The 14,378-nt window shown below is 37.5% G+C and carries 14 protein-coding genes and 3 pseudogenes; 6 read left to right on the top strand and 11 right to left on the bottom strand.

Annotation, left to right across the window (positions count from 1 at the left end):
* Positions 1-134 precede the first annotated feature (134 nt).
* The 3 genes from LDL57_RS02360 to LDL57_RS02350 form a co-directional block, all read right to left on the bottom strand.
* Complete coding sequence (locus LDL57_RS02360) at positions 135-407, bottom strand: hypothetical protein (RefSeq protein ID WP_180559241.1); 273 nt, start codon at positions 405-407, stop codon at positions 135-137.
* A gap of 235 nt (positions 408-642) precedes the next feature.
* Positions 643-882 carry a hypothetical protein gene (locus LDL57_RS02355; RefSeq protein WP_180559242.1) on the bottom strand — a complete coding sequence of 80 codons (240 nt, stop codon included), beginning with the start codon at positions 880-882 and terminating at the stop codon, positions 643-645.
* 805 nt (positions 883-1,687) lie between these two features.
* Positions 1,688-2,353, bottom strand: a complete 666-nt coding sequence (locus tag LDL57_RS02350) for a hypothetical protein (RefSeq protein WP_180559243.1) — start codon at positions 2,351-2,353, stop codon at positions 1,688-1,690.
* 389 nt (positions 2,354-2,742) lie between these two features.
* On the opposite strand from LDL57_RS02350, the gene LDL57_RS02345 reads away from it, so the two are divergent.
* Positions 2,743-3,432: an abortive infection system antitoxin AbiGi family protein gene (locus LDL57_RS02345; RefSeq protein ID WP_180559244.1), complete on the top strand. Its 690-nt coding sequence runs from the start codon at positions 2,743-2,745 to the stop codon at positions 3,430-3,432.
* Between the two features lie 98 nt (positions 3,433-3,530).
* Here the strand turns inward: LDL57_RS02345 and LDL57_RS18060 are convergent.
* From LDL57_RS18060 to LDL57_RS02335, 4 genes and pseudogenes are all read right to left on the bottom strand, one after another.
* Positions 3,531-3,728: pseudogene (locus LDL57_RS18060) on the bottom strand (integrase); the annotation flags it as partial.
* Between the two features lie 129 nt (positions 3,729-3,857).
* Positions 3,858-3,998, bottom strand: a pseudogene (locus LDL57_RS18055) (integrase); the annotation flags it as partial.
* A gap of 399 nt (positions 3,999-4,397) precedes the next feature.
* A complete protein-coding gene (locus LDL57_RS02340; protein ID WP_180559245.1) occupies positions 4,398-5,414 on the bottom strand; it encodes a site-specific integrase in 1,017 nt (338 codons plus the stop codon).
* Positions 5,415-5,418: 4 nt separating this feature from the next.
* Entirely contained in the window at positions 5,419-6,009 is a 591-nt protein-coding gene (locus tag LDL57_RS02335) for a phage repressor protein CI (RefSeq protein ID WP_180559246.1), read from the bottom strand.
* 148 nt (positions 6,010-6,157) lie between these two features.
* Here LDL57_RS02335 and LDL57_RS02330 point away from each other — a divergent pair, with 148 nt between their 5' ends.
* Together LDL57_RS02330 and LDL57_RS02325 are read left to right on the top strand one after the other, a co-directional pair.
* The gene (locus tag LDL57_RS02330; protein ID WP_180559224.1) at positions 6,158-6,358 is read left to right on the top strand and encodes a hypothetical protein; all 201 of its coding nucleotides are present in this window, start codon (positions 6,158-6,160) and stop codon (positions 6,356-6,358) included.
* 62 nt (positions 6,359-6,420) lie between these two features.
* A complete protein-coding gene (locus tag LDL57_RS02325) occupies positions 6,421-6,930 on the top strand; it encodes a phage regulatory CII family protein (RefSeq protein WP_180559247.1) in 510 nt (169 codons plus the stop codon).
* 11 nt (positions 6,931-6,941) lie between these two features.
* Here LDL57_RS02325 and LDL57_RS02320 read toward each other — a convergent pair whose 3' ends face one another.
* Positions 6,942-7,415, bottom strand: coding sequence for a hypothetical protein (locus LDL57_RS02320; RefSeq protein WP_180559248.1), 474 nt, complete (start codon positions 7,413-7,415; stop codon positions 6,942-6,944).
* Between the two features lie 365 nt (positions 7,416-7,780).
* Here LDL57_RS02320 and LDL57_RS02315 point away from each other — a divergent pair, with 365 nt between their 5' ends.
* The 3 genes from LDL57_RS02315 to LDL57_RS02305 all read left to right on the top strand — a co-directional run bounded on the left by LDL57_RS02315 (position 7,781) and on the right by LDL57_RS02305 (position 10,681).
* On the top strand, positions 7,781-8,131 hold the full coding sequence (locus LDL57_RS02315) for a DUF5347 family protein (protein ID WP_180559249.1): 351 nt from the start codon (positions 7,781-7,783) through the stop codon (positions 8,129-8,131).
* Between the two features lie 70 nt (positions 8,132-8,201).
* Complete coding sequence (locus LDL57_RS02310; protein WP_225506954.1) at positions 8,202-8,444, top strand: DUF2732 family protein; 243 nt, start codon at positions 8,202-8,204, stop codon at positions 8,442-8,444.
* A gap of 110 nt (positions 8,445-8,554) precedes the next feature.
* Complete coding sequence (locus LDL57_RS02305; RefSeq protein ID WP_225506952.1) at positions 8,555-10,681, top strand: replication endonuclease; 2,127 nt, start codon at positions 8,555-8,557, stop codon at positions 10,679-10,681.
* 493 nt (positions 10,682-11,174) lie between these two features.
* Here LDL57_RS02305 and LDL57_RS02300 read toward each other — a convergent pair whose 3' ends face one another.
* The 3 genes and pseudogenes from LDL57_RS02300 to LDL57_RS02290 all read right to left on the bottom strand — a co-directional run bounded on the left by LDL57_RS02300 (position 11,175) and on the right by LDL57_RS02290 (position 14,309).
* Positions 11,175-11,492 (bottom strand): Ogr/Delta-like zinc finger protein, encoded by a 318-nt coding sequence (locus tag LDL57_RS02300; protein ID WP_225506950.1) that lies wholly within the window; start codon positions 11,490-11,492, stop codon positions 11,175-11,177.
* A complete protein-coding gene (locus LDL57_RS02295; RefSeq protein WP_375141948.1) occupies positions 11,492-12,523 on the bottom strand; it encodes a phage portal protein in 1,032 nt (343 codons plus the stop codon). Before LDL57_RS02295 ends, LDL57_RS02300 begins: the two co-directional genes overlap by 1 nt.
* Positions 12,523-14,309, bottom strand: a pseudogene (locus tag LDL57_RS02290) (terminase large subunit domain-containing protein). The gene LDL57_RS02295 and the pseudogene LDL57_RS02290 overlap by 1 nt, the downstream one beginning before the upstream one ends.
* Between the last annotated feature and the right edge of the window lie 69 nt (positions 14,310-14,378).

Raw genomic sequence — 14,378 nt, 5'->3', positions numbered from 1 at the left:
CGGTTTTATTTAATCAGATAAACAACCCCAATTGGGGTTGTTTATATTTGTTAGTTTAAAAATTGTATCGGACTGCAATTAATCAAGTTAGCCAAATACTGACCCAATTTGCTTTTTTTTCGATTTTGCTTGCTTTAATTATTCTCTTTCTTGTCAGGAAAGTTTTCTAGGAATAGGGCGTAGCGGTCAATAAATTTTTGCTTATCACATTCTGGTGAATTTTTAAATTTCTTCTTACACAGGTCTTTCATTTCGTCTCGTTTACTTTCTTTTAAGTTTATTATCTCTATTACGTCGTCATTTTGATTATCAGTAGTATAAATTAATGTATCGCTATTATTTGCCAAAGAAAGTGAGTTAAAACCGACTAACAAGCTAATAGTAAAAATTTTCAATCGCCATTTCATCGTCTATCCTCCTAAAAGCGTAAAAATGAATACTGATAATAATTATATTTTTAACATTTTCATTACTATTTTGTTGTGTGGATAGTTTTCCAGCGAAAAATAGAAGATATTACTTAACAAGTTAAATAGAGATAGCTAATTAGGCTACCAGCTATTAATGCTCAAGACAGAGATAAGTTTTGCCTTATCTCTGTTAATGTCTGCTTAATATTATTTAACTTTACATTAAATTTTACTATCGAATATCAATACAGCCTTCGCCGCTATATTCATGAGTGGGAGGATTGCAGTTTTTTTCTACTGCGTAATCATCATCTACTGCGTTATCATCACCTACTGCTTTATCATTACCTTTAAAATAGATTGCATCTTTATCTTTTACAGTGCTACTGCTAGGTGTTTTGTCACCGGCTAAAGCAAAAAAGTTAGATGACAAAAGTGTAGTAATAATGAGAATTTTAATAGTTGATTTCATAATTAATCCTCCGATAGATAGGTAAAAATTATGATATATATCACACTTATAATCTTAACATAAAATTAACATTTATGTTAATTGTTTTGGTGGTTATTGTTTGTGTGGTTATTATGCTAATTGAGCAAATTGGTAGCTTCAAATGAACGTTCGTATCAATATATTAGTGTTATTTAAATTTGTAGTTAGTAAGTTTTTCCGTTGAAAAAAATAAAATAATTATTGCTTAAGTGGCCAGCTTGGTAATGCTAACGAATTTTGTGTGGCAACAAAAACAGCATCAAGTTAAACAAAATTAAATTATTTATTAGTAAATTTAATATTAATTAAACAAATAATTTTTATTAAAATTAGCTTAAATTAAATAAACAAAAATAGCCTATTAAGCTTTATCTTTTTCATTAAAATTAATACTTCCTTCTATTTAGTGATGATATTCTGAAATATCTAACATACTAATAATCATCATAAAAATAGAGATGTCTTATGAGAATATGGGAAGATTTTTATCGTTTAGATAACCTTAATTTAGCTTTTTTAAATAATACTTCAGCGGAATAAGCAATCATTTTTGGTAATGGTAAAAATCAAATATCTATTTCAATAAAAGCAAATACTGTCTTTATCTGCTTTCAATCAATACATACAAAATCGTTCCGTACAGGAAAAGTCGCGTTGTTATAGCTCAGGATGTGAGGTGCTATTGGAAAAAGGCGCAGGCGTTTTCCTAACATGGCAGGCGTCATAACAGATGTTTTCAAAGATTGAATTCGTGGCGAGTTCCGTTGTGCATTTAGGGTTTTAATTAGCTTGAAATCCATCGTGAGAAAGCAGAAAAGGTTGTACTTTTCTGCGGTCCGTATATGCCATGCGTCTTGACTATTTTTTTGCCGAGGACTGCAACGAGGGATGCATATTCAGGATCTTCAGCTTCCATTTTCTTTAGCAGCTGGAATAGTTGTTCGCGTTGATCTGGAGGTCTCATCCACGATGAGCCAAGAGAAGAAAACATATGGTCGTCAATACTCTCCAGCAACACGTTCTCAAACAGGTTATAGTCAAAATACCCACACCTTCGAAAGCGCCCAAGTGGCTGATAGAATTGCTCGTTATATAGTTCAGCAGACGAATAAAGAGTTAAGAATCCCGCCTTTTGAAGAAAGATGAGACCCGGAAGATAGACGATCTCATCATATTCGCGCACTTTAGTATTAACTGGATGAACCGGAATTCGTGCTAAGTACCCAGTTTCGATAGAATGCTTGCCCCAAAGTTTCTGGCCCATGGAAACCCAAGCTGTTTTATGAGTTGTCGCATGCGCAAGTACTGTATTATCGACCAATACACCAATTGGGCCATTTGCTTTTAAATCACATTGGGCACGATAGGTTGAAAGATAAATCAACCAACTGGCAATGCGCGGACTATATTTAAATTTCAAATGCTCTATATATCGTGAGAAATTTATCATAATGTTCGGTGCTTTTAACCTTTCTGACTTAATTTACTGCATACCTATCGCTAAATAAAAGAGAAGAGAAAACTGAGTTATGTCCTAATTTATGACCATACTTTCAGGTGATTCTTTGAGAGCTCTCAAACGGCAAGATACAAGACTCTGTATCTAATGCTGTGATGCAACCAATTCAATTAATGAGTAAATATTGAAGCACGAGAAATGCCGGTGCGAGAATTAATCTATGAGTTCGATAAAGTAGCATTGAAAGAGTACTCATCATTCGTTATTTTAAATGATAATAGGATTATCACAGACGCTAGTAAACCTATCGCTAATGAACAAATTTCAAAAGAGTTAACTCTCGGTATTTTAATTAAATAAGATGAACAAACGGATTGATCATGATCATTCACTTTACTAATAGATTTGAAAATCTAATTTCGATTATTTCATCTAAATCATTTTTACTGCATTATTGTGGTGAATATTTTGGTGATAAAAGAGGGAAAGTAGTTTCTCGATCTGCTCACCCTATGGTTTCATTTAGTGAGTATGAACATAATGAATTATATAAAAAAATAATAACATACGGTAGATATGGAATTGCTCTATGCAAAAAATGGGCTGAGCAAAATGGATTATCACCTGTAAATTATATTGAAAAAAATTCTCCAGCGGCTTTAGGACTTATAGCTTTACTAAGATCTCGCCAAGTTGGTACGTTACCGAAACACCTTCGACTTCCCGTTATTCAGTTGAAGTGTTTTATAAAGCATGTCTCTGGTTACAATAGTTACTTTGGTGAAGAAGACTTTGATTTTAAGTATGAGAACGAGTGGCGGTTTGTTCCAACAATCCAGCAAATTAAGGGTGGAAGAATATCATTGGACTTCTCTAAATATAATGAAGATAAAATAAAATACAATGAAAAAATAGCACCTTATGCACTCAGATTTTTTTTGGCTAATATAAGATATATCTATGTTGAAAATGAATCTCAACGTCAGAAATTAACCTCACTTTTTGGACTTTCCGCTGAGAAAGTTGTATTAGCTACTTGGAAGAAATCAATGAAAAGCAAAGTCGTCTAATGTTTTCCGTATTTGAGTTCAATTTATGATTAAGTTTGCTCCTCGTTCATAGCCGACAGTCTGATTTGGCCGCAAAACACGGCCAGATTAGTACAGAGTTAACACACATCATCCAACAAGCTGCCTTCCTTCATCTCACCCACAAACATATTTCCACGATCCGTAGCCATAACAAAATCAGCCCACCATTGTATCATCGGACGGCGCTGTTAAAGGTAATCGCTGCAGTTATAAACACTACATACCTCTTTTTTGTTTATAAGAGCAAGCGCTATTTCAATGACATCAGGCGGAAATTTACTACTTGATTGTTAATTGTTAATGGACTGAGCCGGTTTGATGCGGTTGGGAAAGATAAATTTTGATTATTACTCAGTGGTTTCGTCATTTCCAGAAAGGAGACAACTTCATCTTTGTCAAAGATCGTAGTATCGGAACTGCCAGAGTTTACTACCGCTATATTTAACAAGCAAAATGAGTCAATCTCATTTTACAGAATATAGTCAGCATCTTTAGGTTTAGCTATTTTGTTTTCCGTATCCTGACGGTTTAGTTTTTCTTACCATGATGAGTCTCAATGCTTTAGACCCAATGAAGACCTTATAGCTTATCGTTGGGACTATGGGCCTAAAAGGTTCGGATTTAATTAGTTGGCTTCAGACTTAGCTGGACAAATTGAGGATACAAAAAAGCCCGCAGGGCTTGTACCATGCGGGCTCTTAGGACTTCATCGGATGACTCTGGTAATCACCGATGGAGAATTTTGGTGGAGCTGGCGGGAGTTGAACCCGCGTCCGAAATTTCTACATTCTCTAAAGAGGTATAGGTAAAACAATGAGCTACTAGAAAAATCAATTATTTAACTACCGATAACTGACGGTAACTAACGACGTCTAGCGTTAATTAATTAGTTATATGGACACTAAGTGGACATAATAAATTGCAATCGATGTTAAAAGCAATGATTATTCATCCAGTAAAAATAGTGGGTTTTTAGTGACTGCATCTTCTAAATGGCTAGGGGCGAAATGAGCATATATCATTGTCATCTTTATATCGGAATGCCCAAGAATATCTCTTAATACTAAAATATTCCCCCCGTTCATCATAAAGTGGCTTGCGAATGTATGGCGTAAAACGTGTGTACATTGTCCTTCTGGTAGTTCGATGCCAACTTTATTTACTGTTCTTTCGAAAGTTTTACGGCAAGGGGTAAATAGCTTTCCCCTTTTTTTGGGAATTTCATTATAAAGTTCTTTTGAAATAGGAACAGTTCTTACTTTTTTGCTTTTTGTGTTTTTGTAAGTAATACGATATGGAGTTACTTGGCTACTTTCTAAGTTTTCAGCTTCGCTCCATCTTGCGCCAGTTGAAAGACATATTTTTGCTATCATTAAAACGCTATCGCTTTTAGATTCAGCAAGGGCATCTAGTAAAACTTTGATTTCGTCTTTGTATAGAAAAGTGACCATGCTTTCATCAACTTTAAAAGTAGGTAGGCCAGCAAGAGGGTTAGGTAAAGACCAATGACCTAATTTTTTTAAAGTACCAAAGACTGCTGATAAATTGCGTTGTTCATGATTAACCGTAACAGGCTTTATTTCCATGCACCGCCCATTAACATCAGGTATTTCACCTTTTAAGCGACCCTCACGATATAAACTAAAATCAGATGCGGTTAGTTGTGATGCGATTGGATCGCCTAGCCCTGCACAGATAGCTTTTAGCTTTGACATCATACGGTCTACATCTGTTAATGTCCTACCGTATAAATCATGCCATTGATTAATTAAATCAGATAACCGTCTGTTGTCCTGTTTTTCACCAAGCCAAGGTTTATTTTCCATTTCCCCGAGAATATATTTCTCGTAATAAAGAGCTTCACCTTTCGTGGCGAATTTTTTGCGTATTCGCTTACCATTAACACCATTAGGACGAATGTCACAGAGCCATTCACCAGATTCAATTTTTCTAACAGTCATTTTATTATTGGTTTTCGATAATAGTAATAACACGACCTAACACAGTTAAGTCCTCTAAATCACAATCAAAAGGTATGCCAACTCCCGATACGCGAACTTTCTTAATTGGTATTCGAGTCAATTCGCGAACACTGATTTTTCCCTCAATATCCACTAACCATTTACCGTCAAAAATATCACTGAATTTATTATCAATGATGTAGTAAGTGTTATCTTCTTGTATTGATTTTGGTTCGTCGGGTAGTGGTGCGGTATTCTTGAACATCGCCTTATCAAACATTACATTGCTAGCAGGTATTAATTCACCATTCACTAAACGAAAATTAGGCAGTTTGAGAATATCTACTTTTTCATTATCAAATGGCTTACCCTTACCAAATGTTAACCATTCTAAATTTGCCCCCGTTTCTATTGAACAGCGAACAACCATATCTGCGGGAAAAACAGCGCGTTTATAGCGGCCTGATATTCCACTGGCACCCATGTTAAAATGTTCAGCCATCATTAATTTTGATGAAAAACCATAGGCTTCCATTATTCTATCTAAGACGTTTGCATTGTCTGGGCATGAAATAAAATCAAAAGATTCACTCATCAAGCACTCCGAATTTATCACTTAAAGAAATTAAAAATACAAATCGAGTTGACAATTCACGATTCGTAAAGTAAATTTCTCATATCGAAAATATAACGATATCTGTCGATATCTAACGAAAATTACAGTTAACAAGAGAGTTTGCCTCATGAAAACACAATGTTCAACAGATATGAGCGACAAGCGTCGCTGGATTCCGTTATCTGAGTTCTGTGAGCGTGAAAATATCAAAATTCGCACTGCTCGTACATGGATGAGTAACGGAAAGCTAAAAATCAAACCCAAAAAAAGTTCTCATGAACGAGTATATATTGATTGGGATGCGTACTATAAAGAGTGGTACATCTAATTTACCTCACGTTTCGTGGTTAACGTATTCACTAATAGTGAATTTGGATAAGAGTAAAATCTATGTTTGATTATCAGGTTTCCAAACAAAATCACTTTGATAATGCGTGTCGCGCTTTTGCGATTGCTCATAAAGGCGATCTTGTTCAGATAGCGGAAGCAATCGGCATGAATGCGCAAATGTTGCGTAATAAGTTAAATCCTGAACAACCGCATCAATTTACTTGTGCTGATATTGTAAGCGTAACGGATGCAACAGAAGATGCAACTTTAATTGATGGTTTGTTAGAGCAACTTCAATGTCAGCCGTCAGTACCTTTAAATAATGCCAGTGGGGGAAATTTCCCTACATATATTTTAAATGCAACAGCCGAAGTTGGAAAGCTAGCAAGCCAAGTAGTTTTGGCAGGTCGAATTAATAATGCCCGTTCCGCTGAAATTAAACAGAGTGTTAATAATGCGATCCGTTGTTTAGCATTAGTCGGTGTGACAATTTCAGCTCGTCTACAATCATCTCCTGCGTTTGTTACTGCAATAGATACGGTTGCGGGATTCAGTCAATTAATGGTGTGATTATGACAATACTATTTAGGAATTCCACCACTGAGGATAGAAATGATTCTTTCCCATGTCGTGAGGGGATATTTACTTTCCAAATCATAACCATGTATAGCAATACTGGCTCTTTTTCTCGCGGGGTTATAGAGAGAAGTCAACACTTGCGTATCGCTTTTTTCGATAGTTTGTATTTGTTTAATGATTTCACTTTCAGACAGATGAGGGATTTCATCAATCAAAATACGGTAACGATTCGCTTGAGCCTTGGCATTACCCGCTTTTTCGCCAAATTTGAAACCAAATTGCATCGCGGAGACAAAAGCAATAATAAAACCAAACAGCCATCCGAGTTGTGTACTTGCGAAAACAGAAGCACCAAGAAACAACTGGGTAAAAGAACAAAATTGATTACATCGGCGGTTAAAAGTACCCGTCATTTCTTCAAGGTAAAGAGAGTAATTAGCTTCAAAAACGAGGTTTCTTTCTGGTTGTTTGGTCATGATAAATCCTTATTTTTTATCCTGCTCCTCGGTTGGCTGTTGCTGCTGTTTAGGTGGTGCTTGTTCAGCCGGAGCGGGACGGTGAATACGATGATAATCCTTACGGTCTTCTGACATAAGTATTTCCTTTGGTAGGTTTGTTTGTAAGCGATTCAATCTTACCACAAAACATGAGCCGGACATGGCTAAAATCCGGCACTTTATTCATAAGAGAGGACAATATGACTCAAGCACACAAGCAACAATATAAATACAAAGTTACAGGCGATTCATTTAAAACAAAATCTAACAATGATTTAAAAGTGATCATCCCTGTAATTGTTTTTGCCACTATCTATTTACTAGCAAGAATATAGGGAAAAATTATGTACCAGAACCCGATAGAGCTAGAACAACGCGCCCAATACATGCAATTAGACCAGCGCATTAATGGGCTTAATAAAACATCAGAAATTAAATCAAAACACTTTGGTTTAAAAAATGATGAGCTGAAATATTTTATAAAAGAAATGCGCGACCGTTTTAATGAGCATCACGAAGAAAATAAAAAGTTTTTAGGCGTTATTTTCTATATGGCGAATATTGATAAAAGCCGCCACGATTGCCAATTTGAAGATCTCACCACTAAAGAGATTTTTAATATCGTCAAAGCCATTAATCATATAAAAGCCATTAGCGCATTTTTACCAAAAAACTTAGCCTTACCCCTTAGTTAAATAACCGAAAAGAATTAATGACATTGATTTGTCAGAGCTTTTTACACGCTAAATTTAGGAAAATAAATAAATGAATATAACAGAACCAACATTTACCCCCGTATTAGATGCCGCTTCAACAGATGCATTTTTAATTTATGATTGCATTAACTGTAATCGTCAAGATGAACGCAAAGTTTGTAATGACCGTTATGCGTCACGCCTGCGTAAATTACAAATGTATGTGCTGAATGAAAAACCTGATTATGTGGCTATAAGTCAGTTATTAGAAAGTGAAATTAATCATGTGGAAAATATGAGAGGCGTTAGGTAATCAGATTTGCTCATGCAATACCTCGTCATCAAAAACGAATAGCGGCATAACAAATATTATGCCGCTTAACCTACTTAAAATATCCCATTTTTCATTTTCATGAGATTTAAATGATTAACGTTTCAATGAATAATGTTAAGAAAACTGCCTATTACAAGCCTTTAAAACCCATTAAAAGGCCATTTCCGACCTATCCAGAACTTTATGAAAAAGAAAAAAGAGCCAAAGCATTAGCAAATGCGCAAACGCTACTTTCAGAACAACCTAAAATTGTTCAAATTACCGTTAATAAACGCTTTGATACGTTATTAAAAGAACAAGGTCGTGAGCGTGCGAATGCTTATCTTGCTAAAAATTTTTGTGAACGGATATATCCAAGAATAGAACTTGTCACTAATCGTTATTGTGTAAGGAAAAAAAATGCAGAAACTTATCGATTTTTCAGTCGATTCAATCTGATACCCGATATGTCCCGAAAATCACTAGAATCATTGGCGTTTGATCTGTCGGGTTTTGTGTTTTTGGCACTCACTAATATCAGTAAAAACCGAACCGAAGAAAGCGATTTGAAAATAGCCTATCTTCTTTATCTTGAAGCCGCGACAATCACACGCGCATACCGTCAAGATCCCCCTCGCGCAGCTAAATTATTAAAACAATGTTTTAACGAAAAAGAGGCTTTTATCGCTATTGCGCAAATGACGTCTGAAAAATGGTGGTTAGGCCGTTTGCGTAAACATGCGGCAAAGTGGCGAGAACATTTACAAATTGCGCTAACAAACGTCAGCAAGCGTACCAGCATTTATGCAAGCGCGATGACGAAGAGTGAGTGGAAAGAACAGAAACGGCGGACCCGTGAATTTTTAAAATCCATGGAATTAGAGGACGAGGAAGGTAATCGCTTTAGTTTGATTGATAAATACTATGGCAGCGTAGCAAATCCTGCCATTCGTCGTACTGAAATGATGGTACGAATTCGTGGTTTTGAAAATATCTGCAATGAACTCGGTTATATCGCTGAATTCTATACACTGACCGCCCCTTCAAAATATCATGCAACAACGATCCATGGTCATCGCAATAGAAAATGGAACGGTAGTAGCCCTGCGGATACTCAACGCTATTTAAGTCAAGTATGGAGTAAAATAAGAGCGAAATTGCATCGTAAGGATTTACGGATCTTTGGTATTCGCGTAGCAGAGCCCCATCATGATGCAACACCCCATTGGCACATGCTCCTTTTTATGTTGCCTGAACAAGCGGATAGTATCCGTGAAATTCTCAGAGAATATGCATTCCAAGAAGATGAAAGCGAGCTTTCTACCCTTAAAGCGAGGAAAGCACGTTTCCATGCTGAGGCCATTGATCCCGATAAAGGTTCAGCAACCGGTTATGTTGCTAAATACATTTCTAAAAATGTCGATGGTTACGCATTAGACGGCGAGCTTGACGATGAAAGTGGACGCCCTATGAAAGAAGCGGCAATGGCTGCCGCTGCATGGGCTGGTCGCTGGCGAATACGTCAGTTTCAATTTATTGGTGGCGCACCTGTTACCGTTTATCGTGAATTACGCAAGATGGCCGATCATGATACTGCGGTGGGGCTAGATGTGGAATTTGCCGCTGTACATGATGCTGCTGATTCAGGCGATTGGGCGGGTTATATCAACGCACAAGGTGGTCCGTTTGTGCGTCGTGACGATCTTATTGCTCGTTTATGGTATCAAGAAAGCGAAGAAACCAACGCTTACGGTGAGGAAATCATACGGGTAAAAGGTGTGTTTTCGTCTTTAGTGGGTTCTGATAGCCCCATTATCACCCGACTCAAAAGCTGGAAGATTGTTAAGAAGTTAGACGAAGCGATAGCGGAGTCTGCTTTTAGTGATGCGAATGCATCACCTAGGAGTTCTGTCAATAACTGTACGGGGGTTCTAAGTAAAGTTAAAGATAAAAAATATGCTGTGACGGAAATTGTGAGAAAAGCGAAGGAAATTGGCATCATTTTAGACCCAGAAAAGGACAAATTTATGATCCATGCAGTCGCCAGAGGGGCAATTTGTACTGGAAATGGTCAGCGAGTGAGGTTTCATGCGAATGGCCACATTCAAAAAATAGTTATTAAATCAGATAAACAGCTAAAAATCCGCGAGAAATTAACTAATGCAATGGCTCGTATCCAACAACGGATCGAAGAAAATGGCAAAAACAACATCAGAGTGCATAGCAGAGCAACGTAAAAAGCAAAAAGATAATGTTGAAAAATAATTGCGCGATCCGCAGACCATCGCGATAGCCTTACGAAATGAATGAGTATATTCAGCTTGTTGGCTAACAAAAGGTTAGCTTGAATTGAGGTTAGATAATTTTGTCTAGACGTGTCACAAAACAGATAGTTTATTAATAAATTATATGAAATTGTAATTAGCACAAATTTTTATTAATTTCTGTAATATAGTGTTTTCTAATGACTTTATTTATGTATACTGTATATATGTACAGTATAAAAATGGGAATTTGAGTATGAGCGATTTTTTTTCAGAGTCAGTCGTGTTTGAGCGTATTAGTGTTATTGCAAAACTGGCGAGTTTAGAGTGTTGCAACCATTATGAGCGTCAAGTTGTACTCATACTGATTACCGAGCTTGCGGACAATGCAAGAGAAAAAATAGTCAAAAAGAACAACCAAAAATTTAGACGGCTTTGTAGCCGTCCTGAATCAAGCATAAAACAATCATGCAGTTTTTGATGTTAACAAGTCCAGCGCCAACTGGCGCTGTTTAGTATTAAAATTCTCAATCATTGATTGAATCAAGTCATTAGAATGGGCGCTAGGGCTTATCGTGTGGCTAAATGTCAGATTTAAAACAAAAGTGTGACCACATTCAACATCATTACAAGCGCAGTAAAGGTCTGAAATTTCACGATGTTTACGATTTGATTTGCGAATTGTCGCACGTTGTCCGCAAATGGGGCAGAATATTTTTAATACTCTCACGTTCCAGACCTCCGATTGATAATAACGACTTAATTTTACCTTATTTTTAGACATTATTCATTTTCCTTGGTGATATTTTGACGAAAAATTAATTTAAGTGATTCATTCCTACCGACTTCATTATTTATGGCATTCATGAATAGATTTTGAACAGGGATTACTTCATCTTGTCGATAGGCTTCCCTTGCTTTTAATGGGTCACCTAAACCGCCAGAGCCTAAGCCGGGAATGATGCCAGCAAGCCCAGCAGGGAAACGATGTGCATTTAAAACGTCTTGTGCGCTGATACTTTTTACATTGCTAAATTCATCGTTTGCTGAAATATCACCAACGGGAATAAATTTAATGCCATCAGGGTCACCATTTGGCACACTAACAAACATCGTTTCAAAATTGCCGATTCCCTTACTTTGGCTGAGTTTTTGAATAATTTGTTCTTCAACTTCATCAGTCATGTTTGGGTCATTGCAATAAATCATACCGCCTGTATGTGCACCGTTGTGGTAATAACGACGACGAAATATGGTTGCTTCACTGTTTAGTAATGCCGCATGAATACCGCCGATGTAATCCGGTAAACCGTAGACTTGCTGTTGTGGGTCATACATTTTGATGTAAATAATATCGTCAGGCTTATAAGCCAGCGGCTCACCTTCTTGTAAAATGACAAAATCCCCATCTTTGCGGCGTCGCAAGTAAAGTGAGGGTAAAACCGCTAATCCGATTATCTCCCCCCAACCGTTACGCACTTTTAAAATTGCCACATCACCGAACAGAAAATAATTAAAAACGGCCGCTTTTAATTGCTCATGAGTTAGGCCACCGCCGATATAGTCACTCGTCACCATATTATGACGAGCGTAAAGCACACCGCCATGCTGTCCATTTAAATTAACGAGCTGTGCGAGTGCTTCACGGTCAATCGGGGGTGTCCAGTGGTCAAACTCGTTGTCATACCAAATATTTTTATAGTCAGTATGCGTTGTTAGAATGGGCGTAGGCTTACCCAGTGTGATACTAAACCCTTTTGATGGTGCTTTTTTTGACTGCACCATTTGAGTATTTGAATTCCGTTTCTTTTTCATTATGCCGCCTTCGATAAAATATATTTAGATTTGCGCTTTTTATCCGTATTAAGCGGCTCTTTGATCACGGCGTGAGACGTTGCCCAAAAAACGTCAGCGTGGCCTGTTTCCTGTGTTCTATCGGCAACGAAAGTCATTGCGCCCCCTTTGCCCGTCATGGTGTGTCTGATACATAAAAATGACGCAGGGATTTCTTTCTGATCCCTATCCCACTCGATACGTTGCTCATCAACGATATCTATCATTTTCATGACAAGTTGTGTTTTCATTTGTAAGCTGTAAAGAATAGGTTGTGTGATCCGTGGTGCAAAATCTTGTACCATTTCATACACAGATTGACCTATCCCTGTTGTATCGATACCGATATGAGTAAAGCGATATTTCTTTGTTAAATCTTCAATTAGTTTGGCTTGGTGTCGCCAGCTAAAGCCCTGCCAGTAAAATGTCGCTAATACTCTGAAAACTTCCGGTGCCATTATCGGTGGCGCTACAATCACAAATGTTGAGGTATCGCCAGAGCGAGCGGGTCATAGCCGCCCCACACTTCGCGGTTACCGAATGGGCGCGGTTCTTTTGGCTTGTGGTCCTCCCATAAATTAATATCTACACCGCATTTTTCGAGTTGATCATATTTAAAAACGGATGCGCCACTGTCGATAAAGACACACATATACAACATGTTAAAGGTGTCAGTGTTATAGCGCTGGCGTAATTTATCAATCGATGCTAAGTTAAAGCCGCCTTTAATTGCATCTTCAAGGGTAATAACATAGCGCCATTGACCATCAGGGCAATCACGACCACCGTCGCGCATTTCATCTTCACTTGGAAACTCAACTTTTTTTACGCTTTGGATCATTGCCGCGCCATTCATCACCCATCCAAAATTTATAACCTGCATGCGTTTTAGAACTCGGTGTTGATAAATATGTAGTACGCCATTTGTCGTGTGTCGCCATCGCTGATGCAACGTCATTTAAGCGTTTGAAATCAGGCACCCACAAGTATTCATCACAGTACAAATGACCACTGTAAGATTGAGCCGTATTTTATTGGTAGAAAGAAAGCGTAACTCTGCACCATTACTTAATCGGATGGGGTTACCTGTTAATGTCACACCAAAAAACTTCTCGGCAATATTGACAATATAAGACCGAAAAACTTCGGCCTGTGGGCGTGATGCAGATAGAAAGATTTGCGGATCACCCGTTAAACAGGCATTTTCAAACGCTTCAAAAGCAAAGTACCATGTCGCCCCGATTTGACGACTTTTTAGAATGTTACGGATCGCTTTTGTAATGTTAATGCGCAGATGTTTTTGATAACCAAATAGCATTTCATCAGCGAATTTCTGAAAATCTTCCTCAGTAATACCGGATATATCGTTTTTCCTGTACCGCTTTTTCTTTTTAGGTTTATCGTCACTATCCAACAAATAATCGCCACGCCCTTGCATTTCATCCGATTGTGCTTTGAGTGCAACTATTTTTTCCGTGTGCTTATTGGCTTGCGCCATTAATTTAACGTGATGGGCAATAAGGCGATCGAGTTCGTCTTGTTCTAACTCTGTCTTTTTATCACGGCCTGTTAAAAGCACAATTCGACGATTAATTGCCTCAATAACCGTTTCATGACTGAGCATGGCTGCCCAGTCCCATTTTTGTGCCCAATAGTAAACGATCCGTCGATTGGGCAAGCCTAATTCGTCCGCAATTTCAGCAGGCGTGTAATGTCGTAAATACAGGGATTTAGCGACTTGTATTTTTGCATCGTTATATTTAGCCATAATGCAAACATTGTGCCTCGACCTTTAATCGCTGGCATCAAGATGCTTTCGGCAAAGGATTTATAACCG

Source organism: Arsenophonus apicola, assembly GCF_020268605.1.
Taxonomy (GTDB): domain Bacteria; phylum Pseudomonadota; class Gammaproteobacteria; order Enterobacterales; family Enterobacteriaceae; genus Arsenophonus; species Arsenophonus apicola.
This window is presented reverse-complemented; position numbering and strand designations above follow the sequence as displayed.